The sequence below is a fragment of the Streptomyces caatingaensis genome (assembly GCF_001187435.1).
Lineage (GTDB): Bacteria > Actinomycetota > Actinomycetes > Streptomycetales > Streptomycetaceae > Streptomyces > Streptomyces caatingaensis.
In genome coordinates this window covers 312,270-329,911 of the sequence record NZ_LFXA01000007.1, presented here as the reverse complement: position 1 = coordinate 329,911, position 17,642 = coordinate 312,270, and the positions used below count along the sequence as shown (strand labels likewise).

The window sequence follows — 17,642 nt, the reverse complement described above, 5'->3', positions numbered from 1 at the left end:
CCAGGATGCGCCGACGTCCGCACCGGTCCCGCCGCCCCGAGCAGGACCGTACGACCCCGTCCGCCGGGCTGCCGTCCCCGCGCACGCCCGTGGACGACGGCAGCCTGTGGGCCTATCTGCGCGGCGGGGCGCTCCGCCGCGAGGAGGCCCGGCACGGCTTCGAGTGGGCCACCCCGCACCACAAGCGCCTCTCCAAGGCCCACCCCACCGACTGGCTCACCAACCACGGGACCACCGGCGGCACCCTGCGGGTCAACCTCACCTGGAGCATGCACACCGGCCCGGTCGGGGACCGCCGGGCGGGGCTGCTGCGCACCCTGTTCTCCCCGCTGGGCTCGTCGGTGCAGATGCACGGCCCGGCCGTGGTCTCCGTCGATCTGGACCTGGCCTGTCTCTACGAGCTGACCGACGGCACCAAGGGCGTCGTCCAGCCGCTCGGCGACTTCCACGGGGATCTCTACCGTCCGCCCTACATCTCCCTCAGCGGGGACAGCCGGTTCGGCGGTCCGACGGGCGAGACCCTCTTCATCAACCTGGACAAGCGGGACGAGTTCCGCAGGATGCTGGTCTTCGTCTACAACGTGGACCGCACCCCGGTCTTCGGCCGGATCGACAGCGTCCTGACCTTCTACCTCCCGGACGGCCACCAGTTCGCCGTCGAGCTCAACGAGCGCATGCCGCAGGCCCGTTCGTGTGCCGTGGCGCTCATCGAGAACCGGCACGGGCACCTGACGGTGCGGCGCGAGGCGACGTACGTGTACGGCTACCAGTCGGACCTGGACCGGCTCTACGGGTGGGGGATGCGCTGGGCCCGCGGCCACAAGCGGGGATGACGCCACCGGCAACCCTTGGTGAAGACAGCGTGGGCCCCGCCCTCACCGCTGTCCGGTCCCCGTCCGCCGCCGCTCCCGCAGGGCCCGGACGCGGCCCCGGCTCGCGCACGCCGGCGAGGGGCACCAGCGGCGTCGGCCGGTGGGGTTGGCGAAGACGCCGCGGCAGTCGTGTTCGGGGCAGACGGCGAGCGCCTGCCGTTCGGGGCCGGTGAGGTGGTCGACGGCCTGGCGGACGACGCGGGCCAGGGCGGCGCCCGTGGTGGGCGGCGGTTCGCGCAGCAGCCGGCCGGCGGCGGTGAGGCGGACGGGGTCGGGCTGCGCGTCGAGGAAGCGGGCGATGTCCGCGGCGGCGCGGGCCGGCGGCGGCGCGCCCTCGACGACGGCGAGGGCGAGGGCGCGCAGCGTCTCGCGCAGGGCCACGGCCTGCCGCAGGTCGTCCTCGTCCGGCGGCCGGACGGGCGTCAGTTCGCTGCGGTCCAGCCACTCGGCCAGGCGCTCGGGCGTGGCGATGCGTTCGACCGGGTGCGCGCCGAAGGTGCGGCCGCTGGTCGCGAGCAGGTTGAGCCAGGTCGCTCCGCAGTCGAAGCGGAAGGCGAGGCGTTCGTCGTCACCCATGATCGCCATCGTAACGCCTCATGCGTTACATTGAGCCGGACCGAAGACGTAACGGCTCACCCGTTACAGGCTCACGAAGGGGGACACCGACCATGGATCCGCGGAAGGCGCGGTTCGACCGCGCCACGGAGTGCCGGCCGCTGGAGGAGCTCCGGGACGAGGGGGCACGGTGAGCGGCACGGTACGGACCGTTCTCGGCGAGGTGCCGGTCGCGCGCCTCGGCGTGGTCGACGCGCACGACCACCTCTTCCTGCGCAGCCCCGCCCTGCCCGGCGAGGAGCTGGCCGAACTCCCCCCGGCACAGGCCGAGTTGGCCGCCTTCCGGGAGGCGGGCGGCGGGGCGGTCGTCCAGTGGACGCCGCGCGGCATGGGGCGGCGGCTCGCGGACGTCGTCGCCGCGTCCCGGGCGACGGGCGTCCACGTCGTCGCGGCGACCGGCCTGCACCAGGCGGTGCACTACGAACCCGCCTTCCTGGAACGGACGATGGGCCGGCTCGCCGAGCTCTTCGTCCAGGATCTGACCACCGCTCCCGTCCGCGCCGGCCTCATCAAGGTCGCCAGCGGATTCCACGGCCTCGACGCGCACGCGCGGCACACGATGGCCGCGGCGGCCGAGGCCCACCACGCCACCGGAGCGCCCGTCGCCGTCCATCTGGAGCTGGGAACCGGCGCGTTGGACGTGCTGGACCTGCTCTGCGGCGCCCTCGGGGTACCGTCCCCCTCCGTCGTCCTCGGCCATCTCGGCCGGTCGCCGGACATCCGCGTCCAGCTCGCGGCCGCCCGCTCGGGCGCGTTCCTCGCCTTCGACGGGCCGTCGCGGCGTCACCACGCCACGGACTGGCGGCTGTTCGACCAGCTGACGGCCCTGGTGGAGGCGGGGCACGCGGGGAAGATCCTGCTGGGCGGGGACACGACGACGGCGGGGGCACGGCGTGAGGGCCCCGGACCCGCCTTTCTCGTAGGGGACTTGATGCCGCGCGTCGAGCGGGAGTTCGGGGCGGACGTGGCGCGAGCGGTGTTCGTGGAGAATCCCGGGCGGGCGTTCGGACGGTGGTGAACCCGCGGTCGGGCACCGCCGTGCGCGGCGTCCGCCGTGCCGTCCGGCCGGAAGAACGCTGGGGCTTGCGCGGCGGATCGTCTGCAAATTGATCTTTTCAGGGGTTTTTGCCGCCAACGCAGCGGATGTGCGGAGACGCGGGAAGGCCCGGGTCCGACCATGTGAGGGCTCATCCCCCCAGGAAAAGGACCCGCCCATGGGACTGGCCGTCACCGAGGCCGATCTGCCCGACCTCTACTGCCCCCTGGAGTCAGCGATCAACAGACGGGTGCGGGAGGTCGAACTCGGGGCAGCGCGGTGGATCCGCGACAGCGGCATGTGCGCCTCCGGGGACGAGACCGCCTGGGTGCTGGCCACGCACAGCGGGGACTTCTTCGGCCGGTTCGCCCCGACCGCCGACGAGGACCGCCTCCTGGCCACCTCCCTGTGGGTCTACTGGGGCTTCGCCTTCGACGACGCCCGGTGCGACAACGGCCCGTTGAGCACCCGGCCCGCCCAGTTCAACGCGCTCGCGGGGCGGGTGCAGCGGGCGGCCGAGGCCCCTTCGGCGGACGACAACGGCGAACGGTTCGTCCGCCCGCTGCAGAACATCGTCGGCCTCTTCCGCTCCTTCGGCACACCCACCCAGGTGCGCCGCTTCCTCCACGCCCACCGCGCCTGGCTGTCGGGCGTCGCCTGGCAGATCGGGAACCAGGCGCGGGGCCACATGCCCGGTCTGGACGACTACTTGGCCATGCGGCTCCTGTCCTGCGGCGGCGAACCGACCTTCGCCATGCTGGAGCTGGCCACCGGCGCCGAGGTGGCGGACGGGGAACTGCACCGGCCCGCCGTGCGCGCCCTGACCGAGATGGCCATCATGGTGGCGGGGCTCGACAACGACCGGCACTCCTTGCGCAAGGAGTTGTCCCACGGGCACACGGACCAGAACATCTACAGCGTCCTCATGCACCACCGCCAGATGTCCCTCCAGGAGGCGGTGGAGGAGGCCACCCGGATCAGGGACCGCATCCTGGTCCGCTTCCTGGAACTGCACGACCGGGTGCGGCCCGGCGCCGGCGCGGCGCTGGGCGGATACCTCCAGGGGCTGCGCCACGGCATCCGGGGCAACGCCGAGTGGGGGCTGCGGGTACCGCGCTACCTCAGCCTCGGCCGGCTGCCCGACCCCGCGGAGGACGCCCCGCTGACCTGGGCGCAGGCCCCGTCGGACAGCAGCGCCCGTCCCCTTCCGGGGGCTCCGTCGCTGGCCTGGTGGTGGGACCGCGACCTGGCGTAACCGGGCGGACCGCCCGGCCGCGGCGTCCGGTCGTCAGCGTGGCACGGCCAGCAGCAGCGTCCACCAGGGGCCGCGCGCCCCCTCGCTCCGGCCGACGCCGGCGTCCCGGAAGGCACAGGTCAGCAGGGAACGGCGGTGCGGGGGGCTGCCCATCCAGGCCCGCACGACGCCGCCCGGCGTCCGCGGACCGGCGACGATCTCCTCGCCCGCCCTGCCGAAGCGGTAGCCGGCCCGGGTGATCCGGCGGCCCGGATCCGATCCGGCCCGCCCCGTGTGCGACAGCCGCTGGGCGTGCGCCATGAACGCGCTGTGGTCCTGCGCCGCCCGGTCCAGCGCCCGCCGCCCGTGCACGGCGGGGCAACCGGCGTTGTGCCGTTCCCTGTTGAGCAGTTCGATCAGCGCGCCCCGGAAGCCGCCCCGTTCGCGCGGCCGGCTACCGGGTCCGGGCCGGGCGGGTGCTCCGTTCCCCGGTCCGGGGGACGGCCATTGCGGCACGGCGGACGGGCTCCAGGCGGGCGGCGCCGACGGCGCGTACTGCCACGGGGGCGGCGGTGCGGGGGCGGCGGCCGCCGGGCCGGCGAGCGCCAGGAGAAGAGCGACGGCCGGGACGCTGTGTCTCATGCGGGCACCGTACCGTCGGGGCCGGGAAATCCCGCCCTCTCCGAATTCCTCTTGCGCAGGCCGGTGTTCATTGAACCGCCAAGTGGTCGATGCGCTGCCCTCCTTCGAGGTAACGCACGTATTTCTGAACACGGCCGACATACCGGCTAGTTAGTGTGTGCCGTGTCTCGGATGTCTCCTGGATGGGAGTTAGTGATGTCGTTCCTCCGTCGCGCGATGGTCGTTTCGCTCACGGCAATCGCGCTCGCCGCCGGCGGTGGCTCCGCCGCCGCCGCGCCCCAGGCGCCGTCAGCGGCGGCCTTCCACGACGACGACGGGTTCGAGGGGCACCCGGGTTTCCACCACCGGGCGCGCCCCATCCACTTCGGCCCGTTCGAGATTCCGCACAGCGGAGGGTTCAGCGGCGGTTTCCAATGGGGCACCTCGGGCGGCGGGTTCGGGATGTAGCCGGGGAATTCGCGCCCCCGTACACGACGGCGGGTGGGGTACGGCAGCGGCCGTGCCCCACCCGCCGTCGTGCGGCCGGAATTTCGTCAGCGCTGGAATCCTCAGCGCTTGAACGTGGCGGCGCTCGCCATCAGGACGCCGATGACGCACAGCAGGACCACGACGGCGTCCCGGACGAAGACGCCCGTGACGCCCTCGTGGGTGGCCGCCTCCCGGGCGGCCTGGACGGCGTAGGTCATGGGCATCATCCCGGCCAGGACGTCGAGGGCGCCGCTCATCTCGTCCCTCGGCACGAACAGTCCGCACACCAGGAACTGGGGCAGGATGCCGGCGGGGAGGAACTGGACGGCCTGGAACTCGTTGCGGGCGAAGGCGCTGACGAGCAGGCCCAGGGCCAGGCCGAGCAGGGCGCCCAGCATCGCGACGACCATCAGCAGGAACGCCGGCCCCTTGATGTGCAGCCCGAGCGGGCCGACCGCCAGCAGCGTCGCCAGGACCGCCTGCAGCAGGGCGAGGAAGGCGAAGGCCAGGCTGTAGCCGAGGACGATGTCGAGCCGTTGCACCGGCATCGTCAGCAGCCGCTCGGCGGTTCCCGAGGTGCGCTCGCGCAGGGTGGACACGGACGCCACCAGGTACATGACGACGAGGGGGAAGATCCCGAAGACCTGGGTGCCCACGCGCTCGAAGGTGCTCTCGACGTCCCTGAACATCAGCTTCAGCAGCAGCATGAGCATGCAGGGGATGACGAGCATCAGCGCGGTGCTGCCGTGGTCCCGCGAGATCTGCTGGAGCACGCGGCGCGCGGTGGCCAGGGTGATACCGGGCGAGAAGGGGAGCCGGCGGCCCGTCAGCCGGGGCGCGGCGGTGAAGTCGTGGCTCACAGGCGGGCTTTCGTGGCGAAGTACGACGACCGGCCCTGGTCGGGGAGGACGTCGGTGAGCAGGGGGCCCGGGGCGCGGTCGGCGCGTGCCGGGCGCGGCGCGGCCTCGGCCCTGGCCGCCGCGGTCACCAGGCGCATGAAGGCCTCCTCGACGCTGCCGCAGCCGGTGTGGCAGAGGACCTGGTCGCGGCGGGCCGAGGCGAGCAGCCGGCCGCCGCGCATGAGCAGCAGCCGGTCGCAGCGGTCGGCCTCGTCCATGACGTGGCTGGAGACGAGCAGCGTCGTCCCCTCGTCGGCCAACCTCCGGAAGACTCCCCACAGTTCACGTCGCACGAGGGGGTCGAGGCCGACGGTGGGTTCGTCCATCACCAGCAGCTCGGGCGCGCCGAGCAGCGCGACGGCCAGCGAGACGCGGGAGTACTGGCCGCCGGAGAGGCGGGCGACGTGCTTGTCGGCGTAGTCGGCCAGGTCGACGTCCTTCACCACGCGGACCACGGCGTTCTCCCGCCGCCATCCGCGCAGGCCGAGCGCCGCCGCGAAGTAGTGGAGGTTCTCCAGGACGGTGAGGTCGGGGTAGACCGAGGGGGCCTGGGTGACGTACCCGATCCGGGAGCAGAGGGCGGGGGAACCGGCCGGGAAGCCGAGCACCTGCACGTGGCCCGCCGCGGCGGGCTGGATCCCCAGCACCGACCGCAGCAGCGTGGTCTTCCCGCAGCCGCTGGGGCCCAGCAGTCCGACGATGACGCCCCGGGGGACGGTGAAGGTGATGTCGTGCAGCAGCATGTGCTTCCCGCGGGTCACGTGCAGGCCGTACGCGCTGACGGCCGCCGGGCCGTGGTCCCGCCCGCTCATGTGCAGATCCTCCGGCTTCACGTGCATCGTTCCCGTCGGTGGCGCCGCGGCCCGGCGCGCCGCCGCCCGCTTCTCCGCGGAGAACCTGGTGACGTCCCGATTGGTTACGGGCCCGCCACCGGTCGCGCGGTCGTCGCGCCGGCGCGCGCGTCGGTGCTCGCGTCAGTGGTCGCGGCCGGTGAGCAGGGCGGCGATCTCCTGCATCTGCCGGTAGACCTCCGCGGCGGGCTCGGCCCGTGTCAGGGCGCGCATGGCCGCCGAGGTCTGCCGCTGCACCTGCTGTTCGGTCCGCTCGCGGCCGCCCGCTTCCTCGATCAGCGTTGTCGCCAGCGCGATCTCGGCCTCGCCGAAGGGATCGGCCTGTGCGTACAGGGCGGCGAGGCGGCGGCCGGCCGGGCCGTCGTCGGCCAGGGCCGCGACCACGGGCAGCGACTTCTTGCGCGCCGCCAGGTCGGCCCCCACGGGCTTGCCGCTGCGGCCGCTCGTGCCCCAGATGCCCAGCAGGTCGTCCACGCACTGGAAGGCGACGCCCAGGCAGCGGCCGAAGTCCCGCAGTCCGGCGACCCGGTCTTCCCGGGCCCCGCCCAGCAGTCCCCCGAGGGCGCAGGCGCAGCCCATCAGCGCGCCCGTCTTGCCCTCCGCCATCGCCAGGTACTGCTCGGTGGCCACCCGGCCGGACGTCTCGAACGACACGTCCTGGCTCTGTCCGCGCATCAGCTCCCCGAGCATGCCCAGCGCCTCCCGCACGGCGGCGCCGGCGGCGGAGGAGGGCGCCGCCGCGAGCACTTGCAGCGCGGTCACGAGGAGCGCGTCGCCGGTCAGCACGGCGGCCGGCGTGCCGTACACCGTCCAGGCGGCCGGGCGGTGCCGGCGCAGGGCGTCGCCGTCGATCACGTCGTCGTGCAGCAGGGAGAAGTCGTGGATCAACTCCACGCCCACCGCGCCGGGAACGGCACACGCGGCGGGGGCGCCGACGGCCTTGGCCGCCAGCAGGACGAGTGCGGGACGGACGGCCTTGCCGCCGCCGCGCCCCGAGGAGGCGTCCTCGCGTGCGCCGCCGTCCGCCTCGTGCCAGCCCCGGTGATAGCCGGCGATGCGGGACTCCCGCTCGGGCAGTGCCGTGACGGCGTCCCGCAGGGCGGGTTCCATCAGGTCCCGCGCCCAGTCCAGCAGCGTTCCCACGACGGCGCCGGCCGGGGGGTGCACCGCCGTCAGGCCCGCCATGCGGGACCTCCCGGCGAGTATCGCGATTCAGTGCGCCTGCTGTCGGTCCGTTCGTCAACCATGGCTCCAGCTAAACCGGCCGGTCTGCGGGGATCCGGCTCCGGCACGGACGGCGGCCGAAGATCACCACGCCGGCCCAAGCGGTCGGATTTACGGGTCATCGGCTCTTGTGCGGGCGGTCGGCGTACAGGTCCGCTCGCGGGGGAGGCCGGGTCAACAGCCCTGAAGTTGTTGGGACTTGTGGCCAATGCGCCGGGCGGTGGAGGTGGACCGCCCGTGTCGCGGCGGCCATGCGACCCGTTCGGCGCAGCCGCGCTTGCGGACCCGGTGGAGGGCGCGGGTACGGGTTGTTCCCCGGAATTGACGGGGCGGCAGCTGACGATAGGTCGACATTTCCAGCCGACGGTGCGTCAGTTGGCGTTCGCCCGGCCGCCTCCTCCGATTGCGGGCCGTGGGGAGCGGGCGCAGGGTGGCGTCAAGATCCCCTCTCGCAAGGAGCATCCGATGGACGCACCCCTCCGGACCGGCTTTCTCCTCACCGCCGCCGTCTGCGGCTCGCTCACCCTGGGCACCCTCCCGGCCGCCGCCGACGCCCCGCCCGTGGCCCCCGCGCCCCTGCCGGCGGCACGGCCGCTGACCGCGCCGCCGGCCGCCGCGACCCCCGAGGAGCTGCGCCGGGTCTCCGCCGACGCCGTGCGGGCGCTCGACCGGGACGCCGTCGGCCAGCGGGCCGCCGAGGCGGTCGTCGCCTGCGACTCCCTGAACCGGCCCAGCCGTGAACAGGGCCTGGTCTGCGGCGCGGTGCGCGAGCGGCTCGGCGTGCTGGCCGGCGCCCGCTCCGAGCTCCAGCAGCAGGCCGGTTCACCGGCACCGGACCGTTCGAGGATCGACTGCGCCCGGCAGGACGCCCTGCGGGCCCGGGACGAGCTGGACCCGTCCGACGAACCCGACCCGTACCACTCGTCCGGCCGCGACGATGACGGCCGCTTCGACAGGGACGGCCGGTACGACAGGGACGGCCGGTACGGCCCGGACCGCGAGTCCGACGGCCGCCACGAGTCGGGGTGGCACCAAAGGCCGGACCGGTACGACTCCGGCCGGGAGCACGGTTCCGGTCCGCACCACGGGTCGGGGTGGGACCGCGAGTCCGGCCCGTACCACGGCTCCATCGGCGGCAACGGCGGACTGCTGGGGCTGCTGGGCCGGCTCGGGAACATGACGATCGACCAGGCCAGGGAGGAGATCGGGCGGCTGGCCAGGCTCTTCGGCGTCCCGGCCCCCGGGCGCTGAGCCGCCCCATACCCCCGATCGCCCGAAAAGCACACCGCCATATGGCCGGAGCGGTGGCGTCCGAAGGGTCCCCGGGCCGGGGCCCGGTGCATTGTTCAGCTCCGCGGGGCGCGACCGGCGCCCCTCGGCCGGACGGGCCCGCGCCGCCGCGGCGGCGCGGGCCGACGAAGAACGGAGCAGCGAAAGATGCGTATGCGACACCGGGTCACGACGGCACTGGCCGTTCTCACCCTGGTCACGGGGGCCGCGGGGCCGGCGCTGGCCACCGACTCGCGGGACGACTCCTTCCTGGAGACGGTGCACCAGGGCAACATGGCCGAGATCGCCGCGGGCACCGACGCGCAGAAGAACGCCGTGTCCCCGTGCGTGCGCGAGCTCGGCAGGGTCCTCGTCCGCGACCACACCGAGCTCGACAAGGGCGTCAAGGAACTGGGCGGCAAACTGGACGTGGCCCTGCCGCGGAAGGTCAGCGACGAGCAGGACAAGACCCTCAAGGACCTGCGGAAGAAGGCCGGCACCCCCGCCTACGACAGCCTCTGGCTCCGCACCCAGGACACCGCGCACGTCCTGACGCTGGACCTGCTGAAGGACGAGGCGGCCAACGGCCGCGAGGCCGACGTCCGGGCGGCGGCCAGGCTGGCGCAGCCCATCGTCGCCAAGCACCTCGACCTGGTGCGCGACTGCATGATGACGCGGACGCCGGACCGGCCGGGCACCGTGCCGCGCCGCCCCTCCCGGACGCACCACACCGGCTCCGCCCGCCACGCCGTCCCGGCGCGCACGGAGACGTCGGCGGTGCGCCGCCCGTAATCCGGCGTCGTCCCCCCTCGGTTCAGTCCACGCACGTGATGCCCCCCATCCGCACCGACCGGCCCTGGAAGGCGTCGGACGGCACCCGGGAGTCCGCGCCGGGGGTGGCGGTCGGGTGGGGGGTCGCGGGGGCGGCCGGGCCGGGCGGCGTGAAGCCGGGGCCCAGGGTGACGACGACCCGCCGCGCCGGGACCGTGTCGCTCGGGGACGCGGTCACCCCCAGCCGGGCGGCGATCTGCCGGGCGGCGGCGCCCGCCCCGCGGCCGTGGACGACGCTCGTCACGCCGCCGGGGGCGTTGGCGATGTGCCCGGGGGTGTAGCCGAGGGCGGACAGGGCACGGGACTCGGCCGCCGCGGCGCCGTGGACGCCGGAGGCGTTGTGCACGTCCACGGTGGTCGAGGAGGCGTCGGCGGGGACGGGGGGCGGGGTGGTCGGCGGGGCGGCGGGGGACGCCGAACGGGCGGGGTGCGCGTTGTCGGAGCGACCCTCGTGGCCCGGGTGCCCGATCATCTCCTGGACGAGGCTCCTGACCCGGACCGGGTCGACGAGGTTGACCGCCTCCCCCTTGCGGGTGGCGAAGCCCGCGATGGGCAGGGTGTGGAACTCGGCGTTCCCGCCGGTGAGGTTGGGGGCCTGGCGGGCGAAGTCGAGCAGGTCCCACTGGTCGTCGAGGACGACGTCCTTCTTGACGACGTCGAGCAGCCCCTCCAGCTTGCCCAGGTCGCCCCACGCGCCCTGCGAGGCCAGCTTGTGGACGACCGAGGAGAGGAACGCCTGCTGACGGTGCGTCCGGTCGAGGTCGCCGCCGGCCAGGCCGTGCCGCTGGCGGACGAACGCCAGCGCCTGCCGGGCGTCCAGCTCCTGCCGGCCGGCGGGGAAGTCGGCGCCGGAGAAGCGGTCGTGGACGGCGTGCCGCAGACAGACCGGGACCGGCTGGACGACCTTGGCGATGTCGTAGAAGCCCAGCAGGTTGACCTCGGCGAAGTGGTCGATGGGGACGCCGAGGAAGTCCTGCACGGTGGCCAGTGTGGCCTCGCGGCCAGCCTCCCGGCTGCGGTGCTCCAGTTCGGCGCCCTTGAGCCCCTGGGCGGCCAGCCGGTCCTGGGCCTCGGCCTTGGCCAGCCCGTACGCCTCCTTGATCTTGTGCTCGCCGCGGCCGCCGGCGACCTGGACGTAGTCGTCGCGCGGGATGGAGAACGCGGTCACCTTCCCGCCGTCCGCCGGGATGTGCATGAGGATGAGGGTGTTGGTGTTGTAGCCGCCGATGGCGCTGGAGCCGGCGTGCAGTTCTTCCTGGACGAACTCCCTGGGCAGGTCGTCGCCGTTCATGTCCTTGCGGCTGTCCAGGCCGATCAGCAGCAGGTTGACGGAGCCGTCGAGCTTCCTGGGCGCGCTCCTGCGCAGGGCCTCCAGCGCCTTGGAGGTGGTGAGGCCCTTGGTGAGCCAGTGGCCCGCCAGCCAGCCCGTCCCGGCGATCGCCAGGATCACCGCCGAGGCGAGGCAGACCGCGATCCGGGCGAGGTGGCCCGGGCCGCGCCGGGGGGTCTCCCGCAGCGGCCCGCGGGGGGCGGCCGTCCCGGTGGGGGGCCTCGGGGGTCTCCGGGCGGCGCCCTGGGCGGAACGCTTCGCCTTCGCGGGCCCGTTGACCCTCGCGGGGGCCTTGCCCCGCGCCGGGCCCCCGACCCGCGCGGACCCCTTGACCGCCGTCGCGGAACCCCGGACGGAGCCCCTGACGGCGCCCTTCCCGGTGCCCTGCTGTCCGTCCCTGCCGCGGGGGTCGCGCATCGCCCGCCCTTCCTGCCTTGCCCGTTCCCGGCGGGCGGACCCGAGGGCCCCTCCCCGCCGGTGCGCTCAACGAGCCACGGCGGGCGCGGTGACGGGGGCGGGGCGAGAAGGGCCGTGGCCGGGGACGATCCGGCAGGTCTCGCGGGGGCCGCGCTCGCGGACGTCCTCCGTCCGGGCTAGCTTCGGAGACGGCGCCGGTCCGGGGAACGGCGGTGCCGGAGTGTGCGCTCAGGGGGGCACCGGCGGGCCGCCCCCGGGCGACGTGCGGAGGAGGAGCCCATGTCCCGACGTCCGGCCGCCCACCCGTCCCGCCCGCGGGTGTGGCCGGCGGCGCTGACCCGGGAGCGGGCCCGGCCGCGGGCGGTGCGCGAGCGGCCCGGCGCCTGGCGGCTGGCCGTGGGCACGGTGTGCTTCGGGGCGTTCATGGGACAGCTGGACGCCAGCATCGTCACCCTCACGTACCGCGATCTGAGCCGCGAGTTCCACGCCTCGATGGCGGCGGTGGAGTGGGTGTCGCTCTCCTATCTGCTGACGCTCGTCGCGCTCCTCGTGCCCGTGGGGCGGATCTCGGACGCCCGCGGCCGCAAGCTCCTCTACCTCTACGGCTTCGCCCTGTTCACCGCCGCCTCGGCGGCCTGCGGGCTCGCCCCCTCGCTGGCCGCGCTGGTCGGCGCCCGCGTCGTGCAGGCGGCCGGGGCCGCGATGATGCAGTCCAACAGCGTGGCGCTGGTGACCACCAGCGCGCCGCGCGGCCGGATGCGGGCCGCGCTCGGGGTCCAGGCGGCGGCCCAGGCGCTGGGGCTGGCGCTCGGTCCGACGGTCGGCGGGGCGCTGGTGTCGGCGGCCGGCTGGCGCTGGGTGTTCGCCGTCAACGTGCCGGTGGGCGTCGTCGCCCTCGTGGCGGGTCACTACCTGCTGCCCCGCACCCGCAGCCGGACCGCCGCCGCCCGCTTCGACCGCACGGGCCTCGCGCTCCTCGCCACCACGACCACCGCGCTGCTGCTGGGGCTCTCCGGCGCCTCCGGCCTGCCGTTCCCGTGGTGGGCGGTCGTCGTGCTCCTCGCCCTGGCCGGGGCGGCGGGCGCCGCGCTGTGGCGGCACCTCGTGCGCGGCGCACAGCCGCTGCTGGATCCGGCGCTGCTGCGGTGCCGGCCGGTGGCGGCGGGGCTGGGCGGCGCGCTCTGCTCCTACCTCGTGCTCTTCGGGCCGCTGGTCCTGGTGCCGACGGCCCTCACGGCCGAGGGGTCCTCGGAGCTCGTCGCCGGCTGCGTCCTCACGTCCCTGCCGGTCGGCTTCGCGCTCGGCGCGACCTGTGCCGACCGCGTGCTGCCGCGCGGTCTGACGGACCGCGCGCGCTGTCTGCTGGGCGCGGGCACGTGCGTGGGTGCGCTGGCGCTCATGGCCTCCCTGCCGACCGCCGCCCCCGTGCTGGTGCCGGCGCTCGTCCTGCTCGGGCTGGGGCTGGGCGTCTACACGCCCGCGAACAACGCCGTCGTCATGACGGCGATCCCGGCGAGTTCGTCCGGGACCGGGGGTGGTCTCGTCAACATGGCGCGGGGGCTGGGGACGGCGTTGGGGATCGCGGTGGTGACGCTCGCCCTGCATCTCGCGGGGGCCGCGGGGGTGGAGGGGGTGCGGTGGGGGGTGGGGGCGTTGATGCCGTTCGCGGTGCTGGCGGTGGTGGCGGTGGGGCGCCGCCGGTAGGGGGGTTCTCCCCGCCCCGCCCTTTCCCCCGGAGGGGGTGCCCCCAGTTTCTGCGCGCTGCCGCGCGGGGCAACGCGGCTGCGCCGCGTTCGTCCTCACGCGCCGGACGGGCTGATTCAGCCCGTCCGGCGGAGAGCTCACACCCCCGAAACGCCCCGCAAGCGCTCGATCTCCCGGCGGTCCCGCTTCGTGGGGCGGCCCGCGCCGCGGTCGCGGACGCCGACCGCTGCCGCGACCTCCCGCGGCGGCACCGGGGGGCTGTTGTCGACGAAGCATTCGGCCGCGACGGGGGCGCCGACCCGCTTGCGGACCAGCCGCGAGACGACGACGACCCGCTCGCGCCCGGCGTGGAAGAGCCGTACCTCGTCGCCCGGCCGGAGCGTCTGCGCCGGCTTGGCGCGCTCTCCGTTGACGCGGACGTGACCGGCGCGGCAGGCCGCGGCGGCCAGCGAGCGGGTCTTCGTCAGCCGCACGGACCAGATCCAGCTGTCGACACGTACGGGGCTTTCGTCCTCAACCATGGTCCCGACTCTAGCCAGGGAGCCGGGGGACGTACGCGTCCCCCGGCCGTTCCCCCGGTCGGGGGACCGCCGGTCCACCGTCCCCTTTCTAGCCTGGGGAGCCCGTGACCGAGGCCGGCCGACGGCCCTGGACCAGAACGGAGAACCGCAGATGCCCGAGCACCGAGCCCCCGTCGGCAGCACGGCCGCCGTGCTGAAGCTCCTGGCCCGGCAACCGGACCGGGGCGTGACCTTCCAGGAGCTCACCGCCTCCCTGGGACTGCCCGACCGCGCCGTCGGCGACCTGCTGAGCGGACTGCGCGCGGAAGGACTGGTCGAGTACGAGGCCGGCTCCGGGGTGTGCCGCCCCGGCGGTCCCCTCCGCTCGCTCCCCCGCTCCGGCGGCCGGCCGGACTGCAACGACGTCCGGTCCGCGGCCATGCCGTGGGCGGACACCCTCGCCGCGCACAGCGGCATGAGCGTCCTGCTGGCCGTGGCACACCCGCGCGGGGCCCAGATCATCCACCACGTCTTCCGCCCGGACAACTCGCCCCAGCGGCTGGTCACCGGCGACATCGTCCCCGCCGGCAGCGCCCTGGCGCGGGCCCTGCGCGAACCCTGCGACGGACGCTGCGTCCATGTCGCCGACGACGGCGGGGACGACGGAGGGGGCGGGGGCACCGCCTCGCTGGCCACGGCCGTCCTCGACCCGGACGGCGGCCGGCCCGTCGCCGCCCTGGCCCTGACCGGTCCGCGTACCGCCCTGCGCGCCACGGGCGAACGGGCGCACGGCAACGAGGAGTTGCTGCTCGACGCCGCGCGCGCCGTCTCCTCGGCGCTGGAGGCGGCCCCGGTGCGCTGACGGGCCGCGGCCCCGCGGGGCCGCGGCCGGGCGCTCCGGTTGCGGGTCCCCCGGCCGTCCCTAGGGTGGAGAGCAGCCATGAAGCGCGCTCCCCGCCCCGACGGACCGGCGCAGTCGCCGGCCCTTCCCCGCCCGGCCCGCGGGCTCGTCGTCGCCGCGTGGGCGCTGCTGGCCGCGGCCATCGCCACGGACCTCGCCGTCAACCCCCGGGTGACGCTCTCCCCCGCGCTGGGGACCGCGCCCGTCCTCGCCAGCACCGGCACCCGGCGGGCCCGGGTGCCCCTGCTGGCGGGGCTGCTGGCGCTGGTCCTCGTCGTGCCGCTGGCCTTCGCCGACCCGGAGGTCCCGGCCGCGATCCATGTGACGTCGGCGTTCACGGTCCTGGCGATCACCTGCATCAGCACCGCGAACGTGGTGCTCGTGGCGACGCGGGAACGCGAACTGCTGCGGTCCCGCTCGGTGGCCTCGGCCGCGCAGCAGGCGCTGCTGCGCCCGGTGCCCGAGCGGGTCGGCGGGCTGCGGGTGGCCGTGCGCTACCTCGCCGCCGCGGCGGACGCCCGCGTGGGCGGCGACCTGTACGAGGTGCTGGAGACGCCGTTCGGGGTGCGGCTGCTCATCGGGGACGTGCGGGGGAAGGGGCTCGGCGCCGTCGAGACGGCGTCCGACGTGCTCGGCACGTTCCGGGAGGCGGCCCAGGTGGAGGCCGATCTGCGGGCGGTGGCCCGGCGGCTGGACGCGACCGTGCGCCGGCGCGGGATTGGCGAGGAGTTCGTCACCGCGGCGCTGGTCGGCGTCCCGCGCCCGGCCGGCGGGCCGCTGGAGCTGGTGAACTGCGGGCACCTGCCGCCGCTGGTGCGCTCCGGCGGCGAGGTGACCGCGGTCGAGGTGCGGGGGGACGAAGGGGCGGATCCGCCGCTCGCGCTGCGGGAGCTGGCCGCCGGGCCGTACCGCTCCGGGGTCTTCCCCCTCGGCAGGGGGGACGTCCTGCTGCTGTACACCGACGGCGTGACGGAGGCGCGGGACGCCTCCGGCCTCTTCTACCCGCTGGAGCGGCGGTTCGCGGCCTTTCCCGAGGGCTCGCCGGCGGCGCTGGCCGACCGGCTCGTCGCCGATCTGCTGGCGCACGCGGGCGGGGAGCTGGCGGACGACGCGGCGCTGCTGGTCGTCCGCCGGGAGCAGGGGGGTTGACGGGGGTGCGGAGCCACTAGCAAGGAAGCCTTGCAAGGTTTCCTTTTTAGAAGCTAACCTTTCTTTCTGTGGGGTGCGGGCGCGCCCCGGAAAGGAAGGCCGCTCATGAGCCACGACGTCGGTGAGCCCGTCGCCACCGGTACGGGCGGGACGGGTGAGGGGGCGGATGAGGGGCCGGGAGGGGGAGCGGGCGACGGGCCCGGCTTCGGGGCCCGGTTCGTCGCGGCCGTGATGGTCGGTTCGATGCTCAACCCGGTCAACTCGACCATGATCTCCACGGCCCTCGTCCCCATCGGCCGGCACTTCGGCACCGGCGCGGCGGCCACCGTGTGGCTCGTCGCGGGCCTCTATCTGGCCAGCGCGGTCGCCCAGCCCGCCCTCGGCCGGGTCGCCGACCGGCTGGGCGCCCGCCGCGTCTACGCCACGGGCCTGATCCTCGTCGGCCTGTCGGGAGTCGCCGGACTGCTCGCGGACTCGCTGGGCCAGCTGATCGCCGTCCGCGTGCTGACCGGCGTCGGCACGTCGGCCGCCTACCCCGCGGCCATGGCCATGATCCGCGCCCGGGCCGCCGGAGCGGCCGGCCGGGCCCCGGGCGGCGCCCTCGGCGCGCTGACCGTCGCCGCCCTGGGCAGCGCCGCCGTCGGCCCGGCCCTGGGCGGCCTGCTCACGGGCCTGCTCGGCTGGCGGGCGGTCTTCGCGGTCAACATCCCGCTCGCGGTGGCGGGTCTCCTCATGGCGCTCGCCTGGCTGCCGGCCGACGGGCCGCGGGACGCGGACGGCGAGCGGGAAGGACTGTGGACGGCCCTCGACCCGCCGGGCGTCCTCCTGTTCGCGGCCGCTCTCCTGCCCGCGATGTTCTTCCTCACCGGCCTCGACGGCCGGCCCGACTGGCCGCTGCTCGCCGTCGCCGCGGCCGCCGGCGCCGCCCTCGCGGTACGGGAGCGGCGCGCCCGGCGGCCCTTCATCGACCTGCGGATGCTCGCCGCCAACCGGCCGCTGGTGCGCACGTACGCCCGCTACGGCGCCTCGTACCTCGTCATCTACTGCGTCCTGTACGGCTTCACGCAGTGGCTGGAGGAGGAGCGCGGCTACTCCTCCTCCGTCACCGGCGTCCTCCTGCTGCCCATGTGCGCGGTGGCGGCGGTCAGTTCCTGGGCGGGCTCGCGGCGCGGGACCGTCCGCGGCCCGCTCCTCGCCGGGACGGCCGCGATGGTCGCGGCCGCGGCGGCCCTCGCCGTCACCGGCCCGTCCACCCCCGTCGCCGTCCTCGTCCTCATCGGCGCCGTCTTCGGCCTCCCCAACGGCCTCAACTCCGTGGCCAACCAGACCGCCCTCTACTCCCAGACCCCGCCCGCCCACACCGGCACGGCCGCCGGGCTCTTCCGCACGGCCCAGTACGTCGGCGCCGTCGCCTCCACCAGCCTCATCGGCCTGGTGTACGGGGAGCGCGCCACGACGGGCGGCTTGCACACGGCGGCGACGGTGCTGTGCGGCCTGGGCGTCCTGCTGCTCCTGGCGACGGTGCTGGACCGTGGACTACCCGGCGGGGACGGGGGAGGCGCGCGGTCCGGAGGAGGGCGGTGAGCGGCCGGGCCGGGGGTGCGGACCCCGGCCCGGCGGACACCGGCGGACCGTGGCGCGCGGCGGGCGCGGACGGTCCGCGGGCCGCGCCGTCGCCGGCGCCGCCGCGGGGCCGGAGC

General features: G+C 75.3%; 17 protein-coding genes. 10 read left to right on the top strand and 7 right to left on the bottom strand.

Annotation, left to right across the window (positions count from 1 at the left end):
• Positions 1–5: 5 nt before the first annotated feature.
• The gene (locus AC230_RS12620; RefSeq protein WP_107082123.1) at positions 6–833 is read left to right on the top strand and encodes a Tellurium resistance; all 828 of its coding nucleotides are present in this window, start codon (positions 6–8) and stop codon (positions 831–833) included.
• Between the two features lie 42 nt (positions 834–875).
• On the opposite strand, the gene AC230_RS12615 is transcribed toward AC230_RS12620, so the two are convergent.
• Positions 876–1,448 (bottom strand): CGNR zinc finger domain-containing protein, encoded by a 573-nt coding sequence (locus tag AC230_RS12615; RefSeq protein WP_049716281.1) that lies wholly within the window; start codon positions 1,446–1,448, stop codon positions 876–878.
• Between the two features lie 169 nt (positions 1,449–1,617).
• On the opposite strand from AC230_RS12615, the gene AC230_RS12610 reads away from it, so the two are divergent.
• The gene (locus AC230_RS12610) at positions 1,618–2,505 is read left to right on the top strand and encodes a phosphotriesterase family protein (RefSeq protein WP_049716233.1); all 888 of its coding nucleotides are present in this window, start codon (positions 1,618–1,620) and stop codon (positions 2,503–2,505) included.
• A 196-nt stretch (positions 2,506–2,701) separates the two neighbouring features.
• Positions 2,702–3,778: a terpene synthase family protein gene (locus AC230_RS12605; RefSeq protein WP_049716232.1), complete on the top strand. Its 1,077-nt coding sequence runs from the start codon at positions 2,702–2,704 to the stop codon at positions 3,776–3,778.
• A gap of 33 nt (positions 3,779–3,811) precedes the next feature.
• On the opposite strand, the gene AC230_RS12600 is transcribed toward AC230_RS12605, so the two are convergent.
• Positions 3,812–4,399 carry a CAP domain-containing protein gene (locus AC230_RS12600; RefSeq protein ID WP_049716231.1) on the bottom strand — a complete coding sequence of 196 codons (588 nt, stop codon included), beginning with the start codon at positions 4,397–4,399 and terminating at the stop codon, positions 3,812–3,814.
• A gap of 195 nt (positions 4,400–4,594) precedes the next feature.
• Between AC230_RS12600 and AC230_RS12595 the strand changes: the two genes are divergently transcribed.
• Complete coding sequence (locus AC230_RS12595; RefSeq protein WP_157868561.1) at positions 4,595–4,846, top strand: hypothetical protein; 252 nt, start codon at positions 4,595–4,597, stop codon at positions 4,844–4,846.
• A 101-nt stretch (positions 4,847–4,947) separates the two neighbouring features.
• On the opposite strand, the gene AC230_RS12590 is transcribed toward AC230_RS12595, so the two are convergent.
• From AC230_RS12590 to AC230_RS12580, 3 genes are all read right to left on the bottom strand, one after another.
• The gene (locus tag AC230_RS12590) at positions 4,948–5,727 is read right to left on the bottom strand and encodes an ABC transporter permease (RefSeq protein WP_049716229.1); all 780 of its coding nucleotides are present in this window, start codon (positions 5,725–5,727) and stop codon (positions 4,948–4,950) included.
• Complete coding sequence (locus AC230_RS12585) at positions 5,724–6,578, bottom strand: ABC transporter ATP-binding protein (protein ID WP_078871199.1); 855 nt, start codon at positions 6,576–6,578, stop codon at positions 5,724–5,726. Before AC230_RS12585 ends, AC230_RS12590 begins: the two co-directional genes overlap by 4 nt.
• Before the next feature lie 162 nt (positions 6,579–6,740).
• Positions 6,741–7,802, bottom strand: coding sequence for a polyprenyl synthetase family protein (locus AC230_RS12580; protein WP_049716228.1), 1,062 nt, complete (start codon positions 7,800–7,802; stop codon positions 6,741–6,743).
• A gap of 504 nt (positions 7,803–8,306) precedes the next feature.
• Between AC230_RS12580 and AC230_RS12575 the strand changes: the two genes are divergently transcribed.
• Together AC230_RS12575 and AC230_RS30320 are read left to right on the top strand one after the other, a co-directional pair.
• The gene (locus AC230_RS12575; protein WP_049716227.1) at positions 8,307–9,092 is read left to right on the top strand and encodes a hypothetical protein; all 786 of its coding nucleotides are present in this window, start codon (positions 8,307–8,309) and stop codon (positions 9,090–9,092) included.
• A 186-nt stretch (positions 9,093–9,278) separates the two neighbouring features.
• A complete protein-coding gene (locus tag AC230_RS30320) occupies positions 9,279–9,902 on the top strand; it encodes a DUF4142 domain-containing protein (protein ID WP_078871182.1) in 624 nt (207 codons plus the stop codon).
• Positions 9,903–9,924: 22 nt separating this feature from the next.
• Here AC230_RS30320 and AC230_RS12565 read toward each other — a convergent pair whose 3' ends face one another.
• Positions 9,925–11,688 carry an LCP family protein gene (locus AC230_RS12565; RefSeq protein WP_078871181.1) on the bottom strand — a complete coding sequence of 588 codons (1,764 nt, stop codon included), beginning with the start codon at positions 11,686–11,688 and terminating at the stop codon, positions 9,925–9,927.
• A gap of 279 nt (positions 11,689–11,967) precedes the next feature.
• Here AC230_RS12565 and AC230_RS12560 point away from each other — a divergent pair, with 279 nt between their 5' ends.
• Positions 11,968–13,392: an MFS transporter gene (locus AC230_RS12560; RefSeq protein WP_049716226.1), complete on the top strand. Its 1,425-nt coding sequence runs from the start codon at positions 11,968–11,970 to the stop codon at positions 13,390–13,392.
• Between the two features lie 137 nt (positions 13,393–13,529).
• Here AC230_RS12560 and AC230_RS12555 read toward each other — a convergent pair whose 3' ends face one another.
• On the bottom strand, positions 13,530–13,913 hold the full coding sequence (locus tag AC230_RS12555; RefSeq protein ID WP_049716225.1) for an RNA-binding S4 domain-containing protein: 384 nt from the start codon (positions 13,911–13,913) through the stop codon (positions 13,530–13,532).
• 151 nt (positions 13,914–14,064) lie between these two features.
• Between AC230_RS12555 and AC230_RS12550 the strand changes: the two genes are divergently transcribed.
• The 3 genes from AC230_RS12550 (at position 14,065) to AC230_RS12540 (ending at position 17,526) form a co-directional block, all read left to right on the top strand.
• Positions 14,065–14,754: an IclR family transcriptional regulator gene (locus AC230_RS12550; RefSeq protein ID WP_241833201.1), complete on the top strand. Its 690-nt coding sequence runs from the start codon at positions 14,065–14,067 to the stop codon at positions 14,752–14,754.
• Positions 14,755–14,832: 78 nt separating this feature from the next.
• A complete protein-coding gene (locus tag AC230_RS12545; RefSeq protein WP_049716224.1) occupies positions 14,833–15,942 on the top strand; it encodes a PP2C family protein-serine/threonine phosphatase in 1,110 nt (369 codons plus the stop codon).
• 105 nt (positions 15,943–16,047) lie between these two features.
• On the top strand, positions 16,048–17,526 hold the full coding sequence (locus tag AC230_RS12540; RefSeq protein ID WP_078871180.1) for an MFS transporter: 1,479 nt from the start codon (positions 16,048–16,050) through the stop codon (positions 17,524–17,526).
• Positions 17,527–17,642: the final 116 nt, after the last annotated feature.

What these genes read in the sequence shown, in the direction of transcription:
- AC230_RS12620 (WP_107082123.1), top strand. Translation starts at nt 6, where the DNA reads ATGCGCCGACGTCCGCACCGGTCCCGCCGCCCCGAGCAGGACCGTACG.
- AC230_RS12615 (WP_049716281.1), bottom strand. Translation starts at nt 1,448, where the DNA reads ATGGGTGACGACGAACGCCTCGCCTTCCGCTTCGACTGCGGAGCGACC.
- AC230_RS12605 (WP_049716232.1), top strand. Translation starts at nt 2,702, where the DNA reads ATGGGACTGGCCGTCACCGAGGCCGATCTGCCCGACCTCTACTGCCCC.
- AC230_RS12600 (WP_049716231.1), bottom strand. Translation starts at nt 4,399, where the DNA reads ATGAGACACAGCGTCCCGGCCGTCGCTCTTCTCCTGGCGCTCGCCGGC.
- AC230_RS12595 (WP_157868561.1), top strand. Translation starts at nt 4,595, where the DNA reads ATGTCGTTCCTCCGTCGCGCGATGGTCGTTTCGCTCACGGCAATCGCG.
- AC230_RS12585 (WP_078871199.1), bottom strand. Translation starts at nt 6,578, where the DNA reads ATGAGCGGGCGGGACCACGGCCCGGCGGCCGTCAGCGCGTACGGCCTG.
- AC230_RS12580 (WP_049716228.1), bottom strand. Translation starts at nt 7,802, where the DNA reads ATGGCGGGCCTGACGGCGGTGCACCCCCCGGCCGGCGCCGTCGTGGGA.
- AC230_RS12575 (WP_049716227.1), top strand. Translation starts at nt 8,307, where the DNA reads ATGGACGCACCCCTCCGGACCGGCTTTCTCCTCACCGCCGCCGTCTGC.
- AC230_RS30320 (WP_078871182.1), top strand. Translation starts at nt 9,279, where the DNA reads ATGCGTATGCGACACCGGGTCACGACGGCACTGGCCGTTCTCACCCTG.
- AC230_RS12565 (WP_078871181.1), bottom strand. Translation starts at nt 11,688, where the DNA reads ATGCGCGACCCCCGCGGCAGGGACGGACAGCAGGGCACCGGGAAGGGC.
- AC230_RS12560 (WP_049716226.1), top strand. Translation starts at nt 11,968, where the DNA reads ATGTCCCGACGTCCGGCCGCCCACCCGTCCCGCCCGCGGGTGTGGCCG.
- AC230_RS12555 (WP_049716225.1), bottom strand. Translation starts at nt 13,913, where the DNA reads ATGGTTGAGGACGAAAGCCCCGTACGTGTCGACAGCTGGATCTGGTCC.
- AC230_RS12550 (WP_241833201.1), top strand. Translation starts at nt 14,065, where the DNA reads ATGCCCGAGCACCGAGCCCCCGTCGGCAGCACGGCCGCCGTGCTGAAG.
- AC230_RS12545 (WP_049716224.1), top strand. Translation starts at nt 14,833, where the DNA reads ATGAAGCGCGCTCCCCGCCCCGACGGACCGGCGCAGTCGCCGGCCCTT.
- AC230_RS12540 (WP_078871180.1), top strand. Translation starts at nt 16,048, where the DNA reads ATGAGCCACGACGTCGGTGAGCCCGTCGCCACCGGTACGGGCGGGACG.